General features: G+C 30.3%; 27 protein-coding genes. 18 read left to right on the top strand and 9 right to left on the bottom strand.

Annotation, left to right across the window (positions count from 1 at the left end):
- Positions 1-37: 37 nt before the first annotated feature.
- Both OD91_RS09240 and OD91_RS09245 read right to left on the bottom strand, forming a co-directional pair.
- Positions 38-1,567 carry an Rne/Rng family ribonuclease gene (locus tag OD91_RS09240; RefSeq protein ID WP_144896102.1) on the bottom strand — a complete coding sequence of 510 codons (1,530 nt, stop codon included), beginning with the start codon at positions 1,565-1,567 and terminating at the stop codon, positions 38-40.
- A gap of 292 nt (positions 1,568-1,859) precedes the next feature.
- Positions 1,860-2,150: an HU family DNA-binding protein gene (locus tag OD91_RS09245; RefSeq protein WP_144896103.1), complete on the bottom strand. Its 291-nt coding sequence runs from the start codon at positions 2,148-2,150 to the stop codon at positions 1,860-1,862.
- Between the two features lie 131 nt (positions 2,151-2,281).
- Here OD91_RS09245 and mutY point away from each other — a divergent pair, with 131 nt between their 5' ends.
- From mutY to gldD, 4 genes are read left to right on the top strand one after another with little or no spacing between them, the layout of a single operon-like run.
- Positions 2,282-3,319, top strand: a complete 1,038-nt coding sequence (gene mutY, locus OD91_RS09250; protein ID WP_144896104.1) for an A/G-specific adenine glycosylase — start codon at positions 2,282-2,284, stop codon at positions 3,317-3,319.
- 45 nt (positions 3,320-3,364) lie between these two features.
- Positions 3,365-3,799, top strand: coding sequence for a single-stranded DNA-binding protein (locus OD91_RS09255; RefSeq protein ID WP_144896105.1), 435 nt, complete (start codon positions 3,365-3,367; stop codon positions 3,797-3,799).
- A 19-nt stretch (positions 3,800-3,818) separates the two neighbouring features.
- A complete protein-coding gene (locus OD91_RS09260; RefSeq protein ID WP_144896106.1) occupies positions 3,819-5,141 on the top strand; it encodes a gliding motility-associated protein GldE in 1,323 nt (440 codons plus the stop codon).
- Complete coding sequence (gene gldD, locus OD91_RS09265) at positions 5,134-5,685, top strand: gliding motility lipoprotein GldD (protein WP_144896107.1); 552 nt, start codon at positions 5,134-5,136, stop codon at positions 5,683-5,685. Before OD91_RS09260 ends, gldD begins: the two co-directional genes overlap by 8 nt.
- Positions 5,686-5,707: 22 nt before the next feature.
- Here gldD and OD91_RS09270 read toward each other — a convergent pair whose 3' ends face one another.
- Positions 5,708-6,754 (bottom strand): heme A synthase, encoded by a 1,047-nt coding sequence (locus OD91_RS09270; protein WP_144896108.1) that lies wholly within the window; start codon positions 6,752-6,754, stop codon positions 5,708-5,710.
- Positions 6,755-6,860: 106 nt separating this feature from the next.
- Complete coding sequence (locus OD91_RS09275; protein ID WP_255513227.1) at positions 6,861-7,322, bottom strand: cation transporter; 462 nt, start codon at positions 7,320-7,322, stop codon at positions 6,861-6,863.
- 91 nt (positions 7,323-7,413) lie between these two features.
- Between OD91_RS09275 and OD91_RS09280 the strand changes: the two genes are divergently transcribed.
- The 13 genes from OD91_RS09280 (at position 7,414) to tsaB (ending at position 16,813) form a co-directional block, all read left to right on the top strand.
- On the top strand, positions 7,414-8,286 hold the full coding sequence (locus OD91_RS09280; RefSeq protein ID WP_144896109.1) for a DMT family transporter: 873 nt from the start codon (positions 7,414-7,416) through the stop codon (positions 8,284-8,286).
- 138 nt (positions 8,287-8,424) lie between these two features.
- Positions 8,425-9,114, top strand: a complete 690-nt coding sequence (gene rplU / locus OD91_RS09285) for a 50S ribosomal protein L21 (RefSeq protein ID WP_144896110.1) — start codon at positions 8,425-8,427, stop codon at positions 9,112-9,114.
- Positions 9,115-9,147: 33 nt separating this feature from the next.
- Positions 9,148-9,408 (top strand): 50S ribosomal protein L27, encoded by a 261-nt coding sequence (gene rpmA, locus OD91_RS09290; protein ID WP_144896111.1) that lies wholly within the window; start codon positions 9,148-9,150, stop codon positions 9,406-9,408.
- Between the two features lie 112 nt (positions 9,409-9,520).
- Positions 9,521-10,423, top strand: a complete 903-nt coding sequence (cyoE, locus tag OD91_RS09295; protein WP_144896112.1) for a heme o synthase — start codon at positions 9,521-9,523, stop codon at positions 10,421-10,423.
- 3 nt (positions 10,424-10,426) lie between these two features.
- Complete coding sequence (locus tag OD91_RS09300) at positions 10,427-11,011, top strand: cytochrome c oxidase subunit 3 (protein WP_144896113.1); 585 nt, start codon at positions 10,427-10,429, stop codon at positions 11,009-11,011.
- A 53-nt stretch (positions 11,012-11,064) separates the two neighbouring features.
- Positions 11,065-12,051 carry a cytochrome c oxidase subunit 3 gene (locus OD91_RS09305; protein ID WP_144896114.1) on the top strand — a complete coding sequence of 329 codons (987 nt, stop codon included), beginning with the start codon at positions 11,065-11,067 and terminating at the stop codon, positions 12,049-12,051.
- A gap of 22 nt (positions 12,052-12,073) precedes the next feature.
- On the top strand, positions 12,074-12,415 hold the full coding sequence (locus OD91_RS09310) for a cytochrome C oxidase subunit IV family protein (RefSeq protein ID WP_144896115.1): 342 nt from the start codon (positions 12,074-12,076) through the stop codon (positions 12,413-12,415).
- Positions 12,416-12,462: 47 nt separating this feature from the next.
- Entirely contained in the window at positions 12,463-13,116 is a 654-nt protein-coding gene (locus OD91_RS09315; RefSeq protein WP_144896116.1) for a hypothetical protein, read from the top strand.
- A gap of 88 nt (positions 13,117-13,204) precedes the next feature.
- Positions 13,205-13,849, top strand: a complete 645-nt coding sequence (locus tag OD91_RS09320) for an SCO family protein (protein WP_144896117.1) — start codon at positions 13,205-13,207, stop codon at positions 13,847-13,849.
- Positions 13,842-14,381: a DUF420 domain-containing protein gene (locus tag OD91_RS09325; RefSeq protein WP_144896118.1), complete on the top strand. Its 540-nt coding sequence runs from the start codon at positions 13,842-13,844 to the stop codon at positions 14,379-14,381. The genes OD91_RS09320 and OD91_RS09325 overlap by 8 nt, the downstream gene beginning before the upstream one ends.
- Positions 14,374-14,592 carry a hypothetical protein gene (locus OD91_RS09330; RefSeq protein WP_144896119.1) on the top strand — a complete coding sequence of 73 codons (219 nt, stop codon included), beginning with the start codon at positions 14,374-14,376 and terminating at the stop codon, positions 14,590-14,592. Before OD91_RS09325 ends, OD91_RS09330 begins: the two co-directional genes overlap by 8 nt.
- 94 nt (positions 14,593-14,686) lie before the next feature.
- Positions 14,687-16,018, top strand: coding sequence for a TolC family protein (locus OD91_RS09335; protein WP_144896120.1), 1,332 nt, complete (start codon positions 14,687-14,689; stop codon positions 16,016-16,018).
- A gap of 108 nt (positions 16,019-16,126) precedes the next feature.
- Positions 16,127-16,813 carry a tRNA (adenosine(37)-N6)-threonylcarbamoyltransferase complex dimerization subunit type 1 TsaB gene (gene tsaB / locus OD91_RS09340; protein WP_144896121.1) on the top strand — a complete coding sequence of 229 codons (687 nt, stop codon included), beginning with the start codon at positions 16,127-16,129 and terminating at the stop codon, positions 16,811-16,813.
- Here the strand turns inward: tsaB and OD91_RS09345 are convergent.
- The 3 genes from OD91_RS09345 to OD91_RS09355 all read right to left on the bottom strand — a co-directional run bounded on the left by OD91_RS09345 (position 16,803) and on the right by OD91_RS09355 (position 18,310).
- Positions 16,803-17,603, bottom strand: coding sequence for a mechanosensitive ion channel family protein (locus OD91_RS09345; RefSeq protein WP_144896122.1), 801 nt, complete (start codon positions 17,601-17,603; stop codon positions 16,803-16,805). The two genes, tsaB and OD91_RS09345, sit on opposite strands and share 11 nt — an antisense overlap.
- Positions 17,604-17,681: 78 nt before the next feature.
- Positions 17,682-18,035, bottom strand: a complete 354-nt coding sequence (locus OD91_RS09350) for a DUF1304 domain-containing protein (protein WP_144896123.1) — start codon at positions 18,033-18,035, stop codon at positions 17,682-17,684.
- Positions 18,036-18,109: 74 nt separating this feature from the next.
- Positions 18,110-18,310 (bottom strand): dodecin family protein, encoded by a 201-nt coding sequence (locus OD91_RS09355; RefSeq protein WP_144896124.1) that lies wholly within the window; start codon positions 18,308-18,310, stop codon positions 18,110-18,112.
- A 177-nt stretch (positions 18,311-18,487) separates the two neighbouring features.
- On the opposite strand from OD91_RS09355, the gene OD91_RS09360 reads away from it, so the two are divergent.
- Positions 18,488-18,838: a toxin-antitoxin system YwqK family antitoxin gene (locus tag OD91_RS09360; protein WP_144896125.1), complete on the top strand. Its 351-nt coding sequence runs from the start codon at positions 18,488-18,490 to the stop codon at positions 18,836-18,838.
- Positions 18,839-18,928: 90 nt separating this feature from the next.
- Here the strand turns inward: OD91_RS09360 and OD91_RS09365 are convergent, their stop codons facing one another.
- A complete protein-coding gene (locus OD91_RS09365; protein WP_144896126.1) occupies positions 18,929-20,893 on the bottom strand; it encodes a hypothetical protein in 1,965 nt (654 codons plus the stop codon).
- Between the two features lie 125 nt (positions 20,894-21,018).
- The gene (locus tag OD91_RS09370; protein WP_144896127.1) at positions 21,019-23,769 is read right to left on the bottom strand and encodes a TonB-dependent receptor; all 2,751 of its coding nucleotides are present in this window, start codon (positions 23,767-23,769) and stop codon (positions 21,019-21,021) included.
- Positions 23,770-23,854 lie beyond the last annotated feature (85 nt).

Here is a 23,854-nt window from a genome sequence, read left to right on the forward strand (position 1 = left end):
ATAGTTGCGGGGTTTTTTGATAAAAATTTATTGCCTCTTATTTACGTTGTACTTTAAATTTGTAGTGTAAATAAGTGTAAGCGTCTCTAGGTATAATTGTAATCCACTTTTTATGTTGTAGAAACCAATTGAATCTAATTGATTTAATTCCTTGGCTTAAATAAGCAGCAATAAAAGGATGCACATTTAAGCTTATCTTTTTATTTTTAGGATTAGAAACTAAACGTTCTAATTCTCCTTCTATCTTATCTACCAATACAATTGGTGCTTCTACTTCTCCGTTTATATTTGGATTTTTCTCTTTCGTTTTAATACTTAACTCTTGTCTTACACGTTGACGAGTTATTTGTATCAATCCAAATTTACTTGGAGGTAATATTTTATGCTTTGTTCTATCAAAAGACATTTGATCTTTTAAATGCTGAAAAAGTTTTTGTCTATTCTCTGCTTTGTGCATATCAATAAAATCAATAACTATAATTCCGCCCATATCACGTAATTGTAATTGACGCGCAATTTCTGTTGCAGCAATTATATTAACTTCTAGTGCGGTTTCTTCTTGAGATCCAGCTTTGTTAGAACGGTTTCCGCTATTTACATCAATAACGTGGAGTGCTTCTGTGTGCTCTATTACTAAATAGGCACCACGACTCATTGAAACTGTTTTACCAAACGATGTTTTTATTTGGCGCTCGATACCATATTTTTCAAAAATTGGTACTTGAGATTTGTGATACTTTACAATTTTTGTCTTTTCAGGATAAATTTCTTGTAAATAATCTTTAATCTCTTCTTTAAGCGTTTCATCATTGGTAACAATGTTTGTAAAAGAATCATTCATTACATCTCTTAATATAGAAGATGCTCTGTTAAGCTCACTCAGAATCTTTGTTGGTGTATTTGTGTTTGCAATATGCTTACACAAAGTTTTCCAGCGTTCTAATGAGTTTTGCAAATCTTTGTCTAATTCTGCTACCTTTTTTCCTTGGGCAACAGTTCTTAGTATTACACCAAACCCTTTTGGTTTAATGCTTTTTGCTAATCTTTTTAAACGTTCTTTTTCTTTATTATCTTCTATCTTTTGCGATACAGATACTCGGTTAGAAAAAGGAACTAACACTAAAAATCTACCTGCTATTGATAGCTCGGAACTTAATCTTGGTCCTTTGGTAGAAATAGGTTCTTTTACAATTTGTACTAATAAATTTTGTCCTGATTTAATGACATCATTTATTTTTCCGTCTTTGTTAATGTCTTTCTCGTGTCGAAAGTTTTTAAAAGTGAATTCTTTATACTTACCTGTGCTTACCTTCTTAATGAATGAATTTAAAGAGTTTACTTGCGCACCTAAATCATGATAATGTAAAAAACCATCTTTTGGATAGCCTACATTTACAAATGCTGCGTTTAAGCCTGGTAACACCTTTCCTATTTTGGCTAAAAAAATATCGCCAACAGAAAATTTGTTATCAGTTGTTTCTTTATTTAATTCAATAAGTTTTCCATCTTTTAATAAGGCAAAATCGATATCAGTTGAATGCGAACGAATTATTAATTCTGTTTTCATACTGAAATAGTTTTAACACTACACATAATTGTGTAGATGGATTAATATTGTCAGGTATTTTTAATACCATGCGAGGTCTAACGATAACCTCTTATGTCAATGAACTTTTAGCTAAATGCCTACTCTAAGTAGGCAAGCAAAAACGAAAAAATAAGTAGAAACTACTTATTTTTTCTTATGTCTATTTGCTCTAGCTCTTTTCTTACGTTTGTGTGTAGAGATCTTAGCTCTCTTTCTTTTTTTACCACTTGGCATAATTGTCTTCTATTTTTTACCTGTTAGGTATTAATTATTATTTTACTAACACTTTGCTTTTTACACCATCAGTAAAAACTTTTGCTGGCTTAAATGCTGGAATGTTGTGTGCTGGAATTTTAATTGTAGTATTCTTAGAAATATTTCTACCAGTCTTTTCTGCTCTTGTTTTAATTATAAAGCTACCAAAACCTCTTAAGTATACATTGTCTCCATTTTCTAATGCATCCTTAACTTCATTCATAAATGCTTCAACTGTTGCTAAAACATCTCCTTTTTCTATACCTGATTTGTCTGAAATTTTTGATACGATATCTGCTTTCGTCATGTCTTTATTTTATATTAATTTTATTCCAAAAATGCGGAGGCAAATATATGATAATTAATCAATTCCAAAAAGATATACACTTAAATTTATGTGAATTTTAAAATGTAATATTGTAAACTGATTATTTATCGATGAAATTTTCTAACACATTAATTTACTGGTATTTACAAAACGATAGAGATTTGCCTTGGCGCAAAACTAAGAATCCTTACCATGTGTGGCTATCAGAAATTATTTTACAACAGACAAGAGTTGCTCAAGGTCTGCCATATTTTTTGAAATTTATGGAAGCTTTTTCAACAGTTTTCGACCTTGCAAAAGCAGAAGAAAATACCGTATTAAAACTTTGGCAAGGACTCGGATATTATTCGAGGGCTAGAAACTTGCATTTTACAGCAAAATTTGTTGCAAATGAATTAAACGGAACGTTTCCAGATAATTATAAGGATTTACTGAAATTAAAAGGAATTGGAGATTATACCGCTTCTGCAATTTCATCAATCTGTTTTAATGAAGCAGCAGCAGTTGTAGACGGAAATGTATATCGAGTATTGGCAAGGTATTTCGGAATTAAGACAGCTATTAACTCCTCTAAAGGCGTAAAAGAATTTAAAGCATTAGCGCAGACTTTAATTGACCCAAAGCAACCAGGAACGTTTAATCAAGCAATTATGGATTTTGGCGCGTTGCATTGTAAGCCGCAAAATCCGTTATGTGAAACTTGTCCATTTGCTGATAGTTGTGTAGCTTTTGATAAAAAGCTGATTAAAGATTTACCTGTAAAAGAAAAGAAGTTAAAAGTTAAGAAACGCTTTTTTAATTATTTAGTTGTGATTACGGACGATAACAAAACAATTTTATCAGAAAGAAAAGGAAAAGGTATTTGGCAAGGTTTGTATCAATTTCCATTGTTGGAAACTAAAAATAATATTGATGAAAAAGAGTTGGTGAATCACCCTGAATTTATCGATTTATTTAAAGAAGAAACAACAATTTCGTTATTCAATCAAAAAGAAATCATTCATAAATTATCACATCAACATTTGAATACCAGATTTTGGATTGTGAAAATCAAGAAACATCAAGAAGCAAAAATAGAATGGAAGCAAGTAAAAGAATTTCCTGTGCCTGTTTTAATTGCAAATTTTTTAAAAGAAAATCAATCGTAAATCAATCAATATTTTTGGTATATTTGATTAGTTAAATTTTAAGCTATGGCAGGAACAATAAACAAAGTAATTTTAATAGGTCATTTAGGTGATGAGGTTAAAATGCATTATTTTGAAGGAGGAAATTCTATTGGAAGATTCCCTATAGCCACCAACGAAAGTTATACCAATAAGCAAACTGGAGAAAAAGTAACGTCTACAGAATGGCATAATATTGTTGTTCGAAATAAATTAGCTGAAATTTGTGAAAAATATTTATCCAAAGGAGATAAAGTGTATTGCGAAGGCAGGATTAAAACACGCCAATGGGAGCAAGAAGGGCAAAAGAGATATACAACGGAAATTCATGTTCAAGACATGACTTTTTTATCGACTAAAAAAGATCCGAATGCAACAAATGTTCCGCCAGTTAGTAATCAACCAACAACAGAAGCGCCAAAATCTGTTGCGCCGCAAGAAAATGATGATTTACCATTTTAGTTCAATTAAATTTTAACTTTTGGATCCAGACCCAGAACCTTTATTGCTTTTATTAAACATTAATTTTTTAGCTACAATTAGTATTGTCGTTCTACTCGTATTACTTATTTGTTCTGCATTAGTTTCTGGAACAGAAGTAGCGTTTTTTTCTTTATCGAAAACACAATTAGATGAACTTCTATCTACATCTAAAACCAAAAACTTAGTCGTAAAATTATTAGAAAGGCCAAAGAAATTACTGGCAACAATATTAATAACCAATAATTTTATAAATATCTTAATTGTTTTATTATTTGCTTCTTTAGGTGAACAATTATTTAGTGAATTTGATTATTCAGTAAATTTATATTTCTTCCAATTACCTATTCGTTTTTTAATAGAAGTTGTGCTAGTTACTTTTCTAATATTATTATTTGGGGAGGTTTTACCAAAAGTATACGCGTCTAGAAAATCCTTGCGTTTTGCTAATTTTATGGCAAAACCAATTAATATTTTAAATACTTTATTAACGCCTTTAAGTATTCCGTTAACAAGTCTAACGAATGTTATTGAAAATAGGTTAGGAAGTAAAAACACCAACTTATCGGTAGAAAAATTATCACAAGCATTAGAATTAACTTCTGATGATGCAACGACTAAAGACGAACAAAAAATATTAGAAGGAATTGTGAGTTTTGGAAACACAGAAACGGTTCAAATTATGAAACCAAGAACCGATGTTTTTGCAATTTCTGATGAAGAATCTTTTGAGTCGGTTTTAAAGAACATTCTTAAAAAAGGATATTCTAGAAATCCAATATATCAAGAAAATATTGATACAATAGTAGGTGTTTTATATGCAAAAGACTTATTAGCGCATATCAATAAGAAAAATTTTAAATGGCAAAAATTGATCAGAGAACCCTTTTTTGTTCCTGAAAATAAAAAGTTGGACGATTTATTAAGTGAGTTTCAAGAAAAGAAAAATCATCTTGCTATTGTGGTTGATGAGTATGGCGGAACAAGTGGAATTGTAACACTAGAAGATGTAATTGAAGAAATTGTAGGTGATATAAATGACGAATTTGATGACGATGATTTATCGTATTCTAAAATAGATAAGAGCAATTATATTTTTGAAGGTAAAACAACTATTAAAGATTTTTGTAGAGTTTTAGATGTTGAAGAAGAGTTGTTTGAAGATGAAAAAGGAGAATCTGAAACCTTAGCGGGATTCATTTTAGAAATTTCAGGTAAATTCCCAAAGAAAGGAGAGAAAATAAACTTTAGCAATTTTACGTTTACCATAGAAGCGTTGGATAGAAGGCGCATAAAACAAGTAAAAACGACTCTAAATGCGTAATCTTTTTTTTATACTTTTTATTTTGATTTTTGTTTCCTGCAAAGAAGATGTTTTGCCAAAACCAAAAGCTTATTTAAGTTTAAAATATCCTGCAAAATCATATAAAAAACTACACTTTGAAAGACCTTATGTTTTTGATGTGGAAAAAAATGCTACCGTTAAAGACTCAAAAAATAATTGGTTAACAATTAAATACCCAAACTTAAAAGCGACCATTGATATTACTTACAGACCTATAAAAAACAATTTGAAAGAATTATTAATAGAATCTGAAAAATTGGTTTTTAAGCATACTGTAAAAGCCGAACAAATTGTTTCAAATGATTTTATAAACGAGTCTGAAAAAGTCTTTGGATCTATTTATGAAATCACTGGGAATGCAGCTTCACAAATACAATTTCATGCTACAGATAGCACAGAACATTTTATAAAAGGTGCTTTGTATTTTTACACACAACCTAATTACGATTCTATTTTACCAGCAGTTGATTTTGTGAAAAAAGATATTGTTAGAATTATGGAAACACTTCGATGGAAGGATTAGAAAAAAGGAATGATATACTAAATTATTTTTTCACTTTGCGAGACTGCATCCACAAATAAAACTGAAGTCCAAATAATATTGCTCCCGTTAATAAATGTGTTGCTTGTGTACCAATTGGGAATTCTGCATAGTACATTAATATTCCAGTAATGGTTTCTAAAAAGATTAAAAACAAAATCCAATTCACTAATTTATAACCTAGATTTTTAACCTGATTCAAATAGAATAAACCAAGATTTACTAATACGATGGCAATGGTGAATGATCTATGAAAGTAAAACTTAAAACTAGGGTTTAGTAAACTAAATTGTTTGTTTTCAAATCCAAATAATTTTACTTGTTCATCAATGAATTGTCGGACTTGAGTTCCCATTGCGATTTGTATCACAGAAAAAATCACAGAAATTAGTACTAGTTTATTAAATAGTGAATGATACTTTTTCTTTTCTGTCACTTCCTGGACAGTCAAGTGGTTTTTGTTGTTTGAAACGATTGAAAGCAGCCATAACAACAACGCAACAATTATTAAACCAACCACCATATGAATGGTAATAATGGTAGGAGTTAGGTTTGAGTCTACAACGGTTTTTCCTAGCCAAGCTTCAAAAAGAAACAGCAAAAAAACTCCAAAAGAAATAAGCGTAATTGCTTTTTTCTCTTTCCAATATTTAAATGAAAAAACTACCATTAACAATAACGGAATCCCAGCTAAAGCAGAAGTTAGTCGATTAATATATTCTGTCCAAGTATGATATTTATTAAACTTTGCGTAATCGTGTTTTGTGTATTCTTGCCAATGTGTTTGATTAAATTCAGAAGTAGTTTTCACATCATTTTCTGCAACAAATAAGGTTTGATTTTTAATGATAATCATTCCCTCTTTATACTCAGCGTTTGGTTGCCAAGTAATTTGTGCTTCAGATGTAGGTGGAATTATATAGCCAAAACATTTTGGCCAATCTGGGCAACCCATTCCAGAACCAGTCATTCTAACAATTGCGCCCGCTAAAAAAATTAAATAGACCGCAATTAATGTCAGTTTTACTAGAAGAGGAAAGTGTTTTTTCATTAAAAATAACTAATCAAATAAATGTCATATCGAGCGCAGTCGAGATGTTATTAATTAAAGAATTTTCTTGAGTTCTCGACTACGCTCGAACTGATAACTATTTATTTTAAGCTTTTTTTTCAGTTTCTTTAATGCAACATTCTTTTTTGCATTCGGTAGAACATGTTTTTTTACTTTTAGTATCACATTCTTTCTTGCAATTTTCCTTACAAATGTGTGCTTTTTTTGCACATTCAGACGCTTTGTATAATCCGCCATCGGCAATCCCATCAACAAAAGCGATTAAATCTTTTTTAGAAGTTTTATTTGCGTCGTATTCAATGTTAGCAATACTATCTTTAAAAACAACCTTAGCTTCTAAAACGCCAGCTTTTTTAGATAATTTAGATTGAATTGTTTTTGCACATCCAATCTCACAAGTCATTCCAGAAATATTTAAAGAAACTTTTTGAGTATTTGCTGCTAATTCAACTTTAGGAGCGTCTGTTTTTTTACTTTCTGTTTTGCAAGAAGTTAAAAGAACACAAACTACCAATACTGCGGAAATATATTTTTGGATTTTCATCATTTTAAATTATAGATTAATAATGCAAATTTATTAATTAAAGCCCTGATATCGATATAAAAACACGAATTTTGCATAAGATTTAACATGCTTTATGAATAATCAACAACAAAAATGGCTCTATTTAATAATACTTTCTCTTGTTTGGGGGAGTTCTTTTATTCTGATGAAAAAAGCATTGATTGGTTTAACGCCAATTCAGGTAGGAGCTTTACGAATGATTATTACCGCGATTTTTTTACTGATTGTTGGATTTAATAGTATTAAAAGAATTCAGAAAAAGCATTGGATTTACATTTTATACACGGCGCTTTTAGGAACGTTTTTTCCAAGTTTTATGTTTGCGTATGTTGTAAAAGGGTTGGATAGTTCTATTGCATCTATTTTAAATTCATTTACACCATTTAATACATTAATATTTGGAGCTATAGTCTTTGGTTTTGCTTTTAAAAAGAAACAAGTTATAGGTGTTTTAGTTGGTTTGGTTGGAACAATACTGTTAATTTTAAAAGGAGCAGATTTAAATCCAGATCAAAATTATTGGCTAGCTTCTTTGATTTTATTAGCCTCTGTAGGCTATGCGTTTAACGTAAATATTGTGAAAAAACATCTTTCAGATTTAGATGCTTTAGCAATTACAACTGGTAACTTTATATTGTTATTAGTTCCAGCATTAATTGTTTTAGGGTTTACAGATTTTTATACCGCTTTTGAATATACAGAAACTAACATAGAATCTTTAGTATATATTACAATTCTATCAATTGTTGGTACTGGGATTGCAAAAACCATGTTTAATAAAATGGTACATATTTCTTCGCCAGTATTTGCTTCATCAGTTACTTATTTAATTCCGATTGTTGCAGTTTTTTGGGGGATTCTAGATGGCGAAAAACTTAGTTATATTCAGTTAATTGCTGGTCTTGTAATCTTGTTCGGTGTTTATTTGGTGAATAAGGCAAAATAAACCTATTTATTCTCTTGATTTTGATGCTATTATTTTTGTAAAACAACATTGTTTGTTATTAAAAATAATGTATATTTGCACCCGCATTTTCTGAAAAAAGGAAGTGTTTAATAAGTATAAATACGCAAAACAAAAAGTATGTACGCAATCGTAGAGATAGCAGGGCAGCAATTTAAAGTAGCAAAAGACCAAAAAGTTTACGTTCATCGTTTACAAGACAAAGAAGGATCAAAAGTAACTTTTGATAACGTTCTTTTAGTAGAGGATAAAGGAAATGTAACTATTGGCGCCCCAGCTATAGAAGGAGCCGCAGTAACGGCCAAAATTTTAAGTCACCTTAAAGGTGATAAAGTAATCGTTTTCAAGAAGAAAAGAAGAAAAGGTTACAAAAAGAAAAATGGACATAGACAGTATTTAAGCGAGATTCAAATAGAATCTATCGCTGCTTCTGGTGCTAAAAAAGCAACTAAGAAGAAAGCTGCTCCTAAAAAAGAAGAAGCTAAAGTAGCAGCTCCAAAAGCTGAAGCTAAAGCTCCAAAGGCTGCCGCTCCTAAAAAAGCTGCACCAAAGAAAGCTGCTAAAGCAGATGATTTAAAGAAAATTGAAGGAATTGGTCCTAAGATTGCAGAAACATTAGTAGCTGCAGGAATAGCAACCTATGCAGATTTAGCAAAAGCTAAACCAGCAAAAATTTCTGAAATTATAGAAGGTGTTCGTGGAAATCACGTAACAGACACTTGGCCAGCACAAGCTAAATTAGCAGCTGCTGATAAGTGGGATGAATTAAAAGTATTACAAGATAAGTTAGACGGAGGCGTTGAAAAATAAATCCGTAAGTTTAACCTATAAAAATATAATAAAATGGCACATAAAAAAGGTGTAGGTAGTTCGAAGAATGGTAGAGAATCAGAATCGAAACGACTAGGAGTAAAGATTTTTGGAGGACAAGCTGCAATTGCAGGGAATATTATTGTTCGTCAAAGAGGAACAACACACAATCCAGGTGAAAATGTTTACATGGGTAAAGATCATACTTTACACGCTAGAGTTGATGGTGTTGTAGAATTCCGTAAGAAAAGAGATAATAAATCGTATGTTTCTATAGTTCCTTTCGAGGCTTAAGAAATTTAGATTTTATAAAGTATAAACGCCCAAACATTGTTTGGGCGTTTTTTTATGTTCTACCTAGGTAAATCCATTATTATAGAATATCTTTGCAGTCGAATTTTAAGCAATGAATTCTTCAGCAATAACAAATACTAAAACGTCTGTAAAAACTTTGGTTTCAGACTTTAAACAGCTTACTAAAGTTGGTCTGTCCTTAAGTGTCGTTTTTTCTTCAGTAGCGGGATATTTATTAGCTGTAGAATCCATAAACTACACTACACTAATTTTATTAGCATTTGGCGGTTATTTAATGGTTGGTGCATCCAATGCATTTAATCAAGTAATAGAAAAAGAAACCGATGCGTTAATGCAACGTACAAAAGATAGACCTTTACCAACAGGTAGAATGAGTGTTTCGGTAGCGTTAACTATCGCAATTGTATTTACTATTGGTGGCCTTGCAATATTATATAGTATCAATCCTAAAAGTGCATTGTTTGGCGCCATATCCATATTTTTATATACTTGTGCATACACACCTTTAAAAGCAGTTACACCTTTAGCTGTTTTTGTGGGGGCATTTCCAGGAGCAATTCCGTTTATGTTAGGTTGGGTTGCTGCAACAAATGAGTTTGGTGTAGAAGCAGGATTTTTATTTATGATTCAGTTTTTCTGGCAATTCCCGCATTTTTGGGCAATTGGTTGGTTACAATTTGAAGAATATAAAAAAGCAGGTTTCAATATGTTGCCGATGAATAAAAAAGATAAAAACGCTGTAAAGCAAATTATCTTTTATACCATTATTATGATTTTAGTTTCTGTGTTACCAGTTTTAAAAGTAAGCGGAACATTTTATATACTTCCTGTAACAGCAGTTGTAGTAGCTATTTTAGGAATTGTAATGTTGTATTACGGAATTAAATTACATAAATCTGAAACCAATGTTGATGCTAGAAAATTGATGTTATCTAGTGTTTTATATATTACAGTTGTGCAAATAGTGTATGTAGTTGATAAATTTTTACATTAAAAAATGAGCGAACAAACTTTACAAGACGAATTAAAAGGAGCTAAGAAAAAATCTGCAAAACCTATGTTATGGGTTTCTATGATAAGCATGGTAATGTTTTTTGCAGGGTTAACAAGTGCCTATGTAATTAGTATGAATCGTGAAGATTGGGTTACTTTTGATCTGCCTCAGGCGTTTTATATCAGTACTTTTTTAATTGTTGGGAGTAGTATTACTTTATTTTTATCGCAACGATTTTTAAAGAAAAGTAATCTTTCAGCCTCAAGAATATTATTGGTAATCAGTTTAATTTTAGGAATTGGATTTATTTTTTATCAATATGAAGGCTTTAATCAATTAAAATCTGTAGGATTATATTTTACGGGTAAAGGGAGTACAGTTTCTACATCTTTTATCATCGGAATCACATTAATGCATGTTTTGCACCTAATTGCAGGTGTAATTGTGTTGCTAGTTGTAATTTATAATCATTTTAAAAATAAGTACTCAGCTACCGATATGCTTGGGTTTGAGCTAGGTGCAATCTTCTGGCATTTTGTAGATGTATTGTGGATTTATTTATTTTTCTTTTTCTATTTTATTAGGTAACAGAAATTGATTAATTTTGGCAAACTATTTAAAAAATAATTAATAGAAAATATATGGAAGCAAATGTTGCTCTTTCTTCTAATGACAAGCAAACCTGGAATGGTGGAGGTGCTAAACCTTTTGGTGCTAGTTATGGTAAAATGATGATGTGGTTTTTTATCGTATCGGATGCTTTAACCTTTACAGGATTTTTAGCTGCTTACGGTTTAACACGTTTTAAATTTATTGATTCTTGGCCAATTGCCGATGAAGTATTTACTCACTTTCCGTTTTTACACGGGGTTCATGCGCCAATGTATTATGTAGCGTTAATGACGTTTATCCTTATTTTCTCTTCTGTAACGATGGTATTGGCAGTAGATGCTGGTCATCATATGAATAAAAAGAAAGTAACTATCTATATGTTTTTAACCATTATTGGTGGTGCTATTTTCTTAGGATCTCAAGCTTGGGAATGGAAAAACTTTATTACAGGTTCTTACGGAGCTGTAAAAACTACTGATGGTAAAATTTTACAATTTGTAGACGGAACAGGACATCAAATAGCCTTATCTGATTTTGTACATGGAGAAAGACAAGATCATAGAGAAGAACATGTAAAAAATAATGGATTGTGGTTTGAAAGTGAAGAAACTATTTCTCAATATTCTATAGCACAAGTACAACAAGCATTTGCAGCAAATCCATATATAGGAATTCGTACAGAATTAATTGATGCATCAACAAAACAAAAAACAATATTATCTAGAGAAAAAGCTTTAGCCGAGTTAGCTAAAACTAAGTTGGTTGTAGAAGGCGCAAACCTAAAAGTAAACGAATACGGAAATGCAATCTTTGCAGATTTCTTCTTCTTTATTACAGGTTTCCACGGTTTTCACGTATTCTCTGGAGTATTAATAAATATTATCATTTTCTTTAATGTAATCTTAGGTACTTACGAACGTAGAGGACATTATGAAATGGTAGAAAAAGTAGGATTATATTGGCACTTTGTAGATTTAGTTTGGGTATTTGTATTTACCTTCTTCTACTTAGTTTAATTATAAAAGATTTATAAAAGAAATGGCACACGCAAACGAATCTAACGTAAAAAGAATTTGGATAGTTTTTGGAATTTTATCTCTAATAACTATTGTAGAGGTAGGTTTTGGTATTGTAAAACCTGCATCATTACACTTAACAAGTATTTTAGGAACAAGTCCTTTAAACTGGATATTTATCATTTTAACATTAGCAAAAGCCTACGGAATTACATGGGTTTTTATGCATATGGAAGGGGAGAAAAAATGGTTTAGACGTTCTGTAGTTTGGACAACAGTTTTCTTAGTCTGTGTATTAATTACGTTTTTGATGGTTGAAGGCGATTATTTATATAGCACACTTGCACCACTAGTAAGTTGGTAAACAAAAAATAACAAGGTGGTTTTATCCACCTTTTTTTATATAAAAAAATGAGGTTTACAAGTAAAAAGTTTTTAGTGCTTTTTGCACTTTTCATTCTCCCGTTAATATTTTATCTGTTTCTATCTTCTGGAATCAATAATTTTGCAAAATTACCAGTGGTAACAAAGTCTGTTGGAGATATTTCTTTAATAGATAGTACGAACACACATACGTTTAAAAGCAAAATATCTGTTGTCTGTTTTTTAGGAAATGATATGCAATCTGTAAAAGGAGGTTTTTTTAACCTGAATCAGAAGATTTATAAACCTTTTTACGGATTTAAAGACTTTCAATTGATTGCGATTTATCCAAAAAGTAAACATGCAGAAGCAGCTATTATAGAAAAAGAAATAGGAGCGTTTACAGATATGGCGAAATGGAAATTTGTAAGTGCTTCAGATGAAGAAATAAAAATAATATTCGATAGTTTTAAAACAAACGGATCTTTAGCAAATCTATACACTAACAAAGCTTTTTTAATTGATAAAGAAGGAAACTTACGTGGTAGAAATGATGATAAAGACACCGTCAATGGAACTTTATTTGGTTATAATATGCAATCTGTTGCAGAGCTAAATAAAAAGATGAAAGACGATGTTAAAGTTGTTTTAGCAGAATATAGATTAGCGTTAAAAAAGAACAACGCAGATAGGGAAATATAATCATTTGTCTGGTCGAGCGCAGTCGAGACCTCATATTAAGTTAAAAAAAAGACCTCTCGACTCCGCTCGAGGTGACAAGAAAAACAACATGACTAAAAAATATTCATACGTCGGGATATCATTTATCATACTTATATTCGGAATTTATTCTGTTCCTAAAATTGTAGATCGGTTTAAAAAAGCAGACTTACATACGTTTAATAAAGTACCAGCTTTTGAGTTTATCAATCAAAATGGAAAAACTATTACCAATAAAAGTTTTGAAGGAAAAGTGTATGTTGTTGAATTCTTTTTTACAACATGCCCAACTATTTGTCCGATTATGAATAGAAATATGGTGACCATTCAAGATGCTTTTTTTGGAAACCCAGAATTCGGAATTGCTTCAATATCGATTACACCAGAAATAGATACACCAGCAACGTTAAAAGAATATGCTAAGAATTTTGGAATAACGCATAAAAACTGGCATTTGTTAACTGGTAAATCAGATGATGTTGTTTTTGCATTATCGAATAGCGGTTTTAAATTATTCGCAGGAAAAGGAGAAGATAATCATGGAGGTTTTGAACATTCTGGTTTGTTTGCTTTAGTGGATAAAAATGGATTTATTAGATCTAGAAAAGATGAGATTGGGAATCCAATTATGTATTATAGAGCTATAGAAGAACATGGATTTAAAGATCAAATAGCTGAATTAAAAGAAGATATAAAATTACTGTTAAATGAATAATGAAGCACGCGAGAAAAAAGATAAAAGACTAATCACCATAGTTTCAATTATAATACCAGTTGTAGTTGCAGCACTTTTTGGAGTGAATCTAAAAAAGTTAGGCTTCGATGTAGAACCATTAACTTTTTTACCACCAATTTATGCATCTATAAATGGATTAACAGCTGTACTTATAATTGCGGCCGTTGTAGCTATAAAAAAAGGGAATAGAAGATTACATGAACAATTAAATACTTCTGCAATAGCATGTTCAGTGCTGTTTTTGGTTTTGTATGTAGCATACCATATGACATCAGATTCTACAAAATTTGGTGGAGAAAGAATTATAAAATATATCTATTATTTTATACTTATTACACATATAGTATTATCAATAATTATCATTCCTTTTGTATTAACAACGTATTTAAGAGCAATTACTGGTAAGTTTCCAGAACATAAAAAAATTGCAAAAATTACGTTTCCGCTTTGGTTATATGTGGCAATTTCGGGCGTTGTTGTTTATTTAATGATATCTCCATATTATGGGTAAGAGAATAGTTATACTCTTTTTTTTGTTGATTTTTTTTATTGAAAAATCTGTTGCACAATGTGCTATGTGTAAAGCTGTGGTAGAAAACGGAGACGCATCTATGGCAGAAGGAGTAAACAATGGAATTACCTATTTAATGGTATTTCCTTATATTTTAGTAGGTCTTTTATTCTACTTTATTTTCCGATATAAAAAGAAAGTTAAAAATTAACATTTCAATAAGAGGAAAATTCTGTAACATATTTTACTTTTAGTCGTCATATAACAGACTCGATAAAAAACCAACGAACCAACGAATACAATTTATGAAAACGAAAATCATAGTTCTTATTGCATTACTTTCTGTAACTTTTGGGTATTCACAGAAAAAATGGACACTTAAAGAGTGTGTAGATACAGCGTTAAAGAATAACTTAACCATCAAGCAAAATAAATTAAACTTAGATATTGCAGAACAAGATGTAAAAAGTGCCGATGGTAATTTTTTGCCAACAGTTAGTGCAAGTACAAGTGGAAACTTAGGTTTTGGTTCTACTTTTGATCCTGTATCAAATAATAGAATTTCTACAACTAATTACGGTGGATCTGTAGGTGTACGAGCTGGATATACTGTTTTTAGTGGATTTAGAAATTTAAATTTACAAAAGCAAGCTGAACTTGGTGTAGAATCTAGTAAACTGAATTTAGAAACCATACAAAACGATATTTCATTAAGAGTTGTAAACTCTTACTTAAATGTATTGTTCGCTAAAGAGAACTTAAATGTTGCGAATGTTCAATATGAAATTAGTCAAAAACAAATAGAAGCGGCACAAAAACGTTTTGATGCAGGGGCAATACCTAAAGGAGATTTATTAAATGTACAATCTACAGCAGCATCAGATGCACAAAATGTAGTTACTTTCGAAAATACGTTAAACATTGCGTTATTAAATTTAGCACAATCTTTACAAGTTCCTTTTGAAGGTTTTGATGTTGCATCTCTTAATGTAGGTACACCATCTGCAAATTTATTATATAATAATTCTAATATCGTATATCAAAAAGCACTAGATACGAGACCGGAAATTAAAAAGGCAGAAATTGATATTGAAAGTGCAGGTTTAGGTGTAGAAATTGCAAAATCAGCTTATATGCCTACAGTAACTGCATCTGGAAGTATCGGTTCAAATTATGGATATAGTTTTGATTTACCTGCTGGTGTTTCTAATACGGCATTATTTACTCAATTAGATAATAACTTAGGATATGGATTAGGTTTTAATGTAAGTATTCCAATCTTTAACGGATTTAGAACTGATGCTAGTGTAAGTAGATCTAAAATAAATAGAGATATTGTTATTAATAGTTTGGAGACCCAAAAATTACAACTACAACAATTAATTGAACAAGCATTTTTAGATTCCAAAGCTGCTGCAAAATCATATGAAGTTGCGCAAATATCATTAGAATCTCAAAAAGAAGCTTTTAAAAATGCGCAAGAAAGATATACCCTTGGAGCTATGACATTATTTGATTTTGATCAAGTACGTAATAGATACGTAAATGCTCAAGGAGCAATGATTAGAGCAAAATACGATTATGTTTTTAAATCTAAAGTATTGCAATTTTATTACGGAGATTTACAATTAGACTAATTGAAATTGTCATCCTGAACTTGTTTCAGGATCTAAAAAAATATAGACCTCGTAGAAATACGAGGTTTTCTTTTTCTATGAACTATATTTGTCAAAAATTTTACTGAATTGGCTACCATTTTAAATATAGAAACTGCAACTAAAAATTGTTCTGTTAGCATTGCTAAAGAAGGAAAAGTGATTGCTATAAAAGAATTAAATGATGGTAATTATTCTCATGCAGAAATGTTACATCCTTTTATTAAAGAATTAACCGAAGAGTCTGGGGTTTCTTTATCTGAAATTGATGCTTTTGCAGTCAGTAAAGGGCCAGGTTCTTATACAGGTTTAAGAATTGGTGTTTCTGCCGTTAAAGGGTTGTGTTTTTCTTTTGATAAGCCGTTAATTTCTATCGAGACTTTAAAATCTCTGGCATCTAAAATCTCAGAAAAGAAAGGTTTAATTATTCCAATGATTGATGCAAGACGTATGGAGGCCTATACTGCGGTTTTTGATGCTAATCATCAACAAATAAGAGAAACGAAAGCAGAAATTATTACATCAGAATCTTATCTTGAATATTTAGAAAAAGGTATGGTCTATTTTTTAGGAGATGGAGCAGAAAAATGTAAAGAAGTAATCACACATAAAAATGCAGTATTTGTAGATAATCAATTTCCTTCTTCCAATGAAATGGCAGGATTATCATTTGAAAAGTACAAAAAAAACGACATCGAAGATGTCGCTTATTTTGAACCTTTTTATTTAAAAGATTTTATTGTGATTCCTGAAAAGAAAAAGAAATCTATTTTTTAATCTCTACAGTATGAGGATAAGGAATTTCAATTCCTGCTTCATCCAATGCTAATTTTACGTTTTCGGTAACATCAAAATATACATCCCAATAATCATCTGTATTACACCAAGGTCTTGTCGCAAAATTTACTGAACTATCTGCTAATTCAGAAACTGTTACAGCTGGTGCAGGATCTTTTAAAACCTTTGGATGAGAAGTTAATACATTTAAAAGAACTTCTTTCGTTTTTTTAATATCTGCATCATAAGAAACCCCAAACGTTAAATCTACACGTCTTGTGCCTTCAGAAGTGTAATTAACAATGTTGCCATTTGATAAGGCTCCATTAGGCATTATAATTTCTTTGTTTGATAAGCCTGTTATTTTGGTAGTGAAAATCTCAATTTCTTTTACCACCCCTAATTCACCTTGCGCTTCAATTAAATCACCTACTTTAAAAGGTTTAAAAAGCATGATTAATGTTCCGCCAGCAAAATTAGATAACGAACCTTGTAATGCTAAGCCAATTGCCAAACCAGCAGCACCAATAATGGCTGCAAAAGAAGTTGGCGCAACACCTAGTTTAGAAATTACAGCGATAAATAAAAAGGCTTTTAATGCCCAATTAATTAAATCACTTAAAAATTTCTGAACTGTTATATCTACCTTTCTTCTTTTCATGATAGATTTTGTAATTCTAGTAATAAAACCGATTACAATTAACCCAATAATTAATATTGCTAAAGCAATTAAAATATTTGGTGCATATTCAAAAAGTAATTCTTTTGATTTTTCAATATAATTTTCCATGTCTAAATTTTGATAAAAATAAAGCGCAAAAATAGTTGTTATCTTTAATTAAAGAAAAGGAAAGTTGATAATTTACAGTTAAATTAATAAGAAAATTATTCCTAGTGCAGCTGGGATAGATTGGATGTATAAAATACTTTTTTTCTTAGTAGAATAAGCGCCGTAAAGACCAGCTACAAATACACAACCTAGAAAGAAAAGCGCAACATCTGTTTTAACAGCAACTAAAGACCAGATTAAACCAGCAACTAAAAAACCATTGTATAACCCTTGGTTAGCAGCAAGTACTTTAGTTTCTTCTGCAAACTCTTTGCTTTTTAAGCCAAAGGTTTTAATACCTTTAGGTTTTGTCCATAAAGCCATTTCGATGTAAACAATATAAATATGAATGATTGCCACAAGTCCGACTAATATAATTTGTACGTATGTCATGTTGAAAAAAATTAAAAAAGCGATTTGAGGTTAATCCAAATCGCTTAATAGTAGTATTTAATTAATATAGAAATTTACTTTACTTCGAAAGTAACTTTTAAATTCACTCTAAATTCTGCAACTTCATCATTATTTACAACAACACTTTGCGATTGTACAAATGCAGATCTAATGTTCTTTACAGATTTAGAGGCTTGCTTAATTGCTTTTTTTGTTGCTTCTTCCCAACTTTTTTCTGAGTTTGCTAAAATCTCAATAACTTTCATGATAGCCATAACTTTTCGATTTTTTTAGATTAATACAGTAAATATAAGGATTTTAACTTAAAATAAGTAGAAGCTTTTATGTTTAGGGAAATCCTAATGTTAATTTAATGTTACGTAATTGTTTGTTAATTGTAAGTTTTTATATATATTTGAGTAAGTATTATATTAAATAAAAATTTTAGGAAGATGAAGAAAATTATATTATTAGCAGCAATTTTTGTGTCAAGTTTAGGATTTTCACAAGAAATTAAACCTACATATAAAAAACAAGGAGATTTAGTAAAAGCAACATATTATCATGAAGATGGTAGTAAAAGTGTAGAAGGTTTTTTTAAAGACAAAAAATTAACAGGTACTTGGACTAGTTTTGATACTGAAGGAAATAAAACTAAAATAGCCAATTATAAAGAAGGTAAAAAGGTAGGAAAGTGGTTTGTTTGGAATAAAGATGCTTTAAAAGAAATCACATATGACAATAATGTTATTGTTAGTGTTAACGATTGGAAATCTGAATCTAGATTAGCATTCAACAATTAACAACTCAATTCAAATATTTATACAATAAAAAAGCAGGCATTTGCCTGCTTTTTTAATTAATTCAGAATCTAAAATTTTACTAAACTGTTATTATAATCCTTTATTTCTCCAAGACCAAGCAGAAATATCTACTTTAGTACCTGTTTTATAATCTTTTGCAGGATCTGCATCTGCACCATCAATAATTACATTAGCTAATGGTCCACCATCTTTCATGTCTATATTTTTGGTATAACCTTCTAACCATATGTTAGTGATTGTAGCACCTGAAGTCTTTTTAAATTGTAATCCAGTTCCACCTACAGTTGAGATTGCTGTTAAGTTAATAAATTTAGGATTTCCGTTATCTTTATCACCTTCAAAAGCTGTAGAAAACCCTGCTATGGTATGTGAAATATAAGTGTTTGTTACGGTTCCATTCCAACCTTCTGTCCAATCTACTGAATCATCTTCATTGTTTTCTAGGTATACATTCTTAGCAGAAACAGTTCCTCCAAAAAATTCAACTCCATCATCTGCACCATTTATTACAGAAACATTTTCTATAGTTGTTCCAGATCCAACAGCATATAATGAAATTCCGTTGTATTGAGAATCTGCATTAATTTGAGCTCCAGTTCCTTTTATTACTAGATACTTTATTGAACCTGAATTATCAGTATCGGAAGTACCACCATAAATAAATCCACCAACTTCAGCAGTTGCATCTACACCAGCTGTAGTAGTAGCTTTTCCACAAATAGTTAATCCTCCCCAATCACCTGGATTAGCTCCTGGAGATGAAATTACTACAGGATTATCAGAAGTTCCTTGAATATCTATTTTCCCGCCTTTTAATACTGCAATGTAAACACCAGTTCCACCATTTCTAGCCTCAATCTTTGTTCCAGCTGGAATTACTAAGGTTCCACCATCTTGAACAATATAAGATGAGTTTAATTGGTATTTTGTTCCGGCATCTAAAGTAATAGTTCCAGAAACAGTTCCTTGTAATACAGAAGAAGGTATAGAAACATTTGAGTTTACCCAACCAAAACTTGCTTTAGTAGTTACAGGAGTGTTTGTATAGTTTAATGCAGGATCTGCTGTAACACCATCAATAATAACATTTGTTAATGGGCCACCATCTTTCATATCTATAGACGTATCATATCCTGTTAAAGATAATCCCGTAATAGTTCCACCAGATTCTTTTTTGAATTGTAAAGCTGTTCCACCAACAGTAGAAACTGCAGTAATATTATTAAATTTAGGGTTATTATTGTCTTTATCTCCTTCAAAAACAGTTGAAAATCCAGCGATTGAATGTGAAATATAGGCATTATCCACTGTACCATTCCAACCTTCTGTCCAGTCGATTGAATCATCTTCATTATTTTCTAAATATAGGTTGCTAACAGAAACTGTACCACCAAAAAACTCAATTCCATCATCAGAACCATTTAATACAGCAATATTATCTATTTTAGTACCAGAACCAACGGCATATAAAGAAACTCCATTGTATTGAGAATCTGCATTAATTTGTGCCCCTGTTCCTTTTATTACTAAGTAGTTTATTGAACCTGAATTATCAGAATCATTAGTACCTCCGTAAATAAATCCACCAACTTCTGCTGTTGCATTTTCTCCAGCTGTTGTAGTAGCTTCTCCACAAATAGTTAAGCCTCCCCAATCTCCAGGATTACCAGAAGCAGAAGACATAAATACAGGATTAGAAGAGGTTCCTTGAATGTCTATTTTACCCCCTTTTAGAATAGCGATATAGACATTTGTTCCTCCGTTTGCTGCTTGAATTCTAGTTCCAGCAGGTATTGTGATTGTTGCTCCTTTTTCTACTATAAAAGAAGAATTTAAATTATACACAGTATTAGCGTCTAAAGTATAATCTTCTTGTAAATTACCATTTAATATTCCGGCTTTTAAGTTTTTTACAACTTCGGTAGAAGGCTCTTCAATAATAATATCTGGTTCATCACTCCCACAATTTGTTAATGTTAACGTAACAAGAATAAATGCTACTAGGCTTAAAGTTTTTAAAACTGATTTTTTCATTTTTATATTTTGTTGTTTTATGCTACAAAGAAATAGCCTTATCTTTTATTTTACTTTACCTAAATATTAATAGTATGTTAGGTTTTTTTAAGATTCTTCATATTTGTTAACTAATAGTTAATTGGTTAAAATTTATAATTAAAACTAAGATTTAACTGACTTCCTTTTTTATAAGAAAGTACTGTTTCATTAGTTTCTATATTGGTAATTAAATTTCTAACCAATTGAGTTTGTTTTATGTTTGGGTTTATTAAATTTCTACCAACAAACTTTACAGATAGGTTTTTTGTGATTTTTTTACTCATAACTAGGTCAAGAGAAACAAATCCTTTTTCTATAATTTCATCATTATATAAGGTTGCACTATTTGTTTTATCTTCCGGAGAACCTAAAGCAAATATTTTATCTGAAGAATAATTACCAGTTAAGGTTGCAATAAATTCCTTTTCTTTATTATTATTAAAACTTAAAGATCCATTAACAATAAAATCGGAAGCACCTTGTAAACTAGATGTGTTCGTGTTTTTATATTGAAAATCTTCTAATAAATCTTGAGATAACCACATCTTAGTAATATTCCCAGTTATATTTAAAATACTTTGGTCATCCTCGTTTTTAATCAAGTCAGATCTTGCTTCTATTTCTAAGCCATAAATATTTGCTTTTTCACCCGTATTAAAATAACTGAAATACCCAGAAGAACCTCTACTTAAAGCTAAGTTGATTGGATTGTTAATTTGTTTGTAAAATGCTGTAGCTGAAAATAATTGACCTCTTTGTGGAAACATTTCATACTTTAAATCTAAATTATAGATTTCAGATTTTTCTAAATTTTGATTTCCTGCAATTACACGACCAGTTGGAGAAACATATTCAAAAGGTGCTAATTCTTTAAATTCTGGTAAGGTCTGTGTAATACTTGATGCAAAACGTAAAAACGTATTTTCATTTAATTCATACTTTAAATTTACACTTGGATATAAACTTTCGTAATTTTTTTCAATAGTTCCAATTCTACCAACAAAGTTTGCTACATCCCAAATGATATCAATTTTATCTTTTTCAAAACGTAAACCTAAATTACCAGATAAGTTATTGTCAAATTTAAAATCAAAATTAGCATATGCCGCCAAAATGTTTAAATCTGCTTGATATCTATCTGTTTCTCTTGTTTTTAAATCTAGACCATTGTTAAAACCTGTAGAGGTAAATGTTGATGATAATTCATCTATCGATGGAGCCGTAAAACCTTTAGCTCTAACTCCTACAAAATTAGATCTAAATTTACGTTCCTTATTTCTAAAATTAATACCATAATTTAATGAATATGGTTTATTATCATCTTCATCTTTAAAACCTAATTTCCATTTGTTTTCTATAAAGGCATTGACTTCTTGATCTTCAATTTTTTGACTAGATTTTCTTTGTTGAAAGTCTCCAACATGCGCATATTGAATTGTAGGAGAAGAAGCAATATCTAAAATGTTTACTTCATTTCTAATTCTATTTGGCTCTTCTGCTAAAACAAAATTGTAACCACCAGCCCAATTTAAAGTATTGTTTTCATTTAATTTATGCTCTCCCATTAATTGATTGACAAATAAGGTTGTTTGTTTAAAATTTTGATCTCTAACAAATGCGCCATTTTCTTGTGGATCTTGATCGAAAACATACCCTAAACCATCTCTACCTTGCTCATATAAATTATCTGTACCAGTATTAACAAATAATGTATTGTATTTAATTTTATGATTATCATTTAATTTTAATCCTACATTTATATAGCCAGTAGTATTAGAATTTAAATTGTATTGTTCTGCATCATTGTAACTAGTATTTAACACATTAGATCTATATGATTTAAATACTCCTTTAAAATGATTAAAAGTTTTAGAATGTGAACCTGTTAGAAAAATAGATAATTGTTTTCCAAAAATTTCAAATTTTCTAGCCGCAGAAAAAGAACCACTAAAATTTATAGGTGTAGATTGTGTTTCCGTATCCCACCCTTGAAAAGTGATTAAATTCTGTAGTGCATATTTTTTTTGATGAAAACCAAAAGTAACATCATTATTTATTAAGGTTGTTCTAAAATCATTGTCTAGTTTCAAAATATTTGTATTTGTTCCACTAGATAGAGATATTGAATATCCTTTTTTAGAATATTCCTTAGAATTTACATCTACATTTCCAGAACCTTGATCAGCATAACTTGATGTGTCATAAGTTTTACTGATACCCACATTTTTAATAATGTTAGTAGAAAATAAATTTAAATTTATATTTTTATTTGAAACATCATCAGAAGGAATTGTTAATCTGTTCATTGTTGTAGATAAATATCGATCTCCTAAACCTCTAATGTAAATATCTCCAGTACCTTCACTTTTTGTTACCCCAGAAATTTTTGTGGTAGCGTTTGCAGCATTAGAAACACCAATTTTTTTAAGTCTTTCTGCCCCAATACTTTCTTTAATTACTGTTGCTTTTTTCTGTTCTAAGATTAATGCATTTACAGTTTCCTTACTAGAAGAAGACTTTATAACAACTTCATCTAAAGAAACACCTTCTTCAGCTCCTAAAACTTGATTGATAGTTATTGTTTGCCCTGCAGTTATAGTTACCGATTTTTCAACAGTTTTATATCCTAAAAAACTAAATACAATGGTTTGATTTCCAGCAGGAACAGATAATGTATAGTTTCCATCAAAATCTGTTGTTACACCAATTGATGTTCCTTTAATAAATACATTTGCAAAAGGTAACGGTTCATTATTTGTTTCTTTATCAGTTACTAAACCTTTAATAATTCCTTTGTCTTGAGCAAAAGCTACTTGACTTAATATTAATAAACTTGCGATTAAAAATTTCTTCATTTCTATTGTTATGTTTAACAAGTGCAAAAGTCTATTAGAAATGTAAAATCAATGTAAGCTTTAGATTAATCTTAGTTTATGGAAA

Source organism: Lutibacter sp. Hel_I_33_5 (assembly GCF_007827455.1).
Classification (GTDB): Bacteria; Bacteroidota; Bacteroidia; order Flavobacteriales; family Flavobacteriaceae; genus Polaribacter.

Coding starts and splice junctions, on each gene's coding strand:
- OD91_RS09240 (WP_144896102.1), bottom strand. CDS start 1,567: ATGAAAACAGAATTAATAATTCGTTCGCATTCAACTGATATCGATTTT.
- OD91_RS09245 (WP_144896103.1), bottom strand. CDS start 2,150: ATGACGAAAGCAGATATCGTATCAAAAATTTCAGACAAATCAGGTATA.
- mutY (WP_144896104.1), top strand. CDS start 2,282: ATGAAATTTTCTAACACATTAATTTACTGGTATTTACAAAACGATAGA.
- OD91_RS09255 (WP_144896105.1), top strand. CDS start 3,365: ATGGCAGGAACAATAAACAAAGTAATTTTAATAGGTCATTTAGGTGAT.
- gldD (WP_144896107.1), top strand. CDS start 5,134: ATGCGTAATCTTTTTTTTATACTTTTTATTTTGATTTTTGTTTCCTGC.
- OD91_RS09270 (WP_144896108.1), bottom strand. CDS start 6,754: ATGAAAAAACACTTTCCTCTTCTAGTAAAACTGACATTAATTGCGGTC.
- OD91_RS09275 (WP_255513227.1), bottom strand. CDS start 7,322: ATGATGAAAATCCAAAAATATATTTCCGCAGTATTGGTAGTTTGTGTT.
- OD91_RS09280 (WP_144896109.1), top strand. CDS start 7,414: ATGAATAATCAACAACAAAAATGGCTCTATTTAATAATACTTTCTCTT.
- rplU (WP_144896110.1), top strand. CDS start 8,425: ATGTACGCAATCGTAGAGATAGCAGGGCAGCAATTTAAAGTAGCAAAA.
- rpmA (WP_144896111.1), top strand. CDS start 9,148: ATGGCACATAAAAAAGGTGTAGGTAGTTCGAAGAATGGTAGAGAATCA.
- cyoE (WP_144896112.1), top strand. CDS start 9,521: ATGAATTCTTCAGCAATAACAAATACTAAAACGTCTGTAAAAACTTTG.
- OD91_RS09300 (WP_144896113.1), top strand. CDS start 10,427: ATGAGCGAACAAACTTTACAAGACGAATTAAAAGGAGCTAAGAAAAAA.
- OD91_RS09305 (WP_144896114.1), top strand. CDS start 11,065: ATGGAAGCAAATGTTGCTCTTTCTTCTAATGACAAGCAAACCTGGAAT.
- OD91_RS09310 (WP_144896115.1), top strand. CDS start 12,074: ATGGCACACGCAAACGAATCTAACGTAAAAAGAATTTGGATAGTTTTT.
- OD91_RS09315 (WP_144896116.1), top strand. CDS start 12,463: ATGAGGTTTACAAGTAAAAAGTTTTTAGTGCTTTTTGCACTTTTCATT.
- OD91_RS09320 (WP_144896117.1), top strand. CDS start 13,205: ATGACTAAAAAATATTCATACGTCGGGATATCATTTATCATACTTATA.
- OD91_RS09325 (WP_144896118.1), top strand. CDS start 13,842: ATGAATAATGAAGCACGCGAGAAAAAAGATAAAAGACTAATCACCATA.
- OD91_RS09330 (WP_144896119.1), top strand. CDS start 14,374: ATGGGTAAGAGAATAGTTATACTCTTTTTTTTGTTGATTTTTTTTATT.
- OD91_RS09335 (WP_144896120.1), top strand. CDS start 14,687: ATGAAAACGAAAATCATAGTTCTTATTGCATTACTTTCTGTAACTTTT.
- OD91_RS09345 (WP_144896122.1), bottom strand. CDS start 17,603: ATGGAAAATTATATTGAAAAATCAAAAGAATTACTTTTTGAATATGCA.
- OD91_RS09350 (WP_144896123.1), bottom strand. CDS start 18,035: ATGACATACGTACAAATTATATTAGTCGGACTTGTGGCAATCATTCAT.
- OD91_RS09355 (WP_144896124.1), bottom strand. CDS start 18,310: ATGGCTATCATGAAAGTTATTGAGATTTTAGCAAACTCAGAAAAAAGT.
- OD91_RS09360 (WP_144896125.1), top strand. CDS start 18,488: ATGAAGAAAATTATATTATTAGCAGCAATTTTTGTGTCAAGTTTAGGA.
- OD91_RS09365 (WP_144896126.1), bottom strand. CDS start 20,893: ATGAAAAAATCAGTTTTAAAAACTTTAAGCCTAGTAGCATTTATTCTT.
- OD91_RS09370 (WP_144896127.1), bottom strand. CDS start 23,769: ATGAAGAAATTTTTAATCGCAAGTTTATTAATATTAAGTCAAGTAGCT.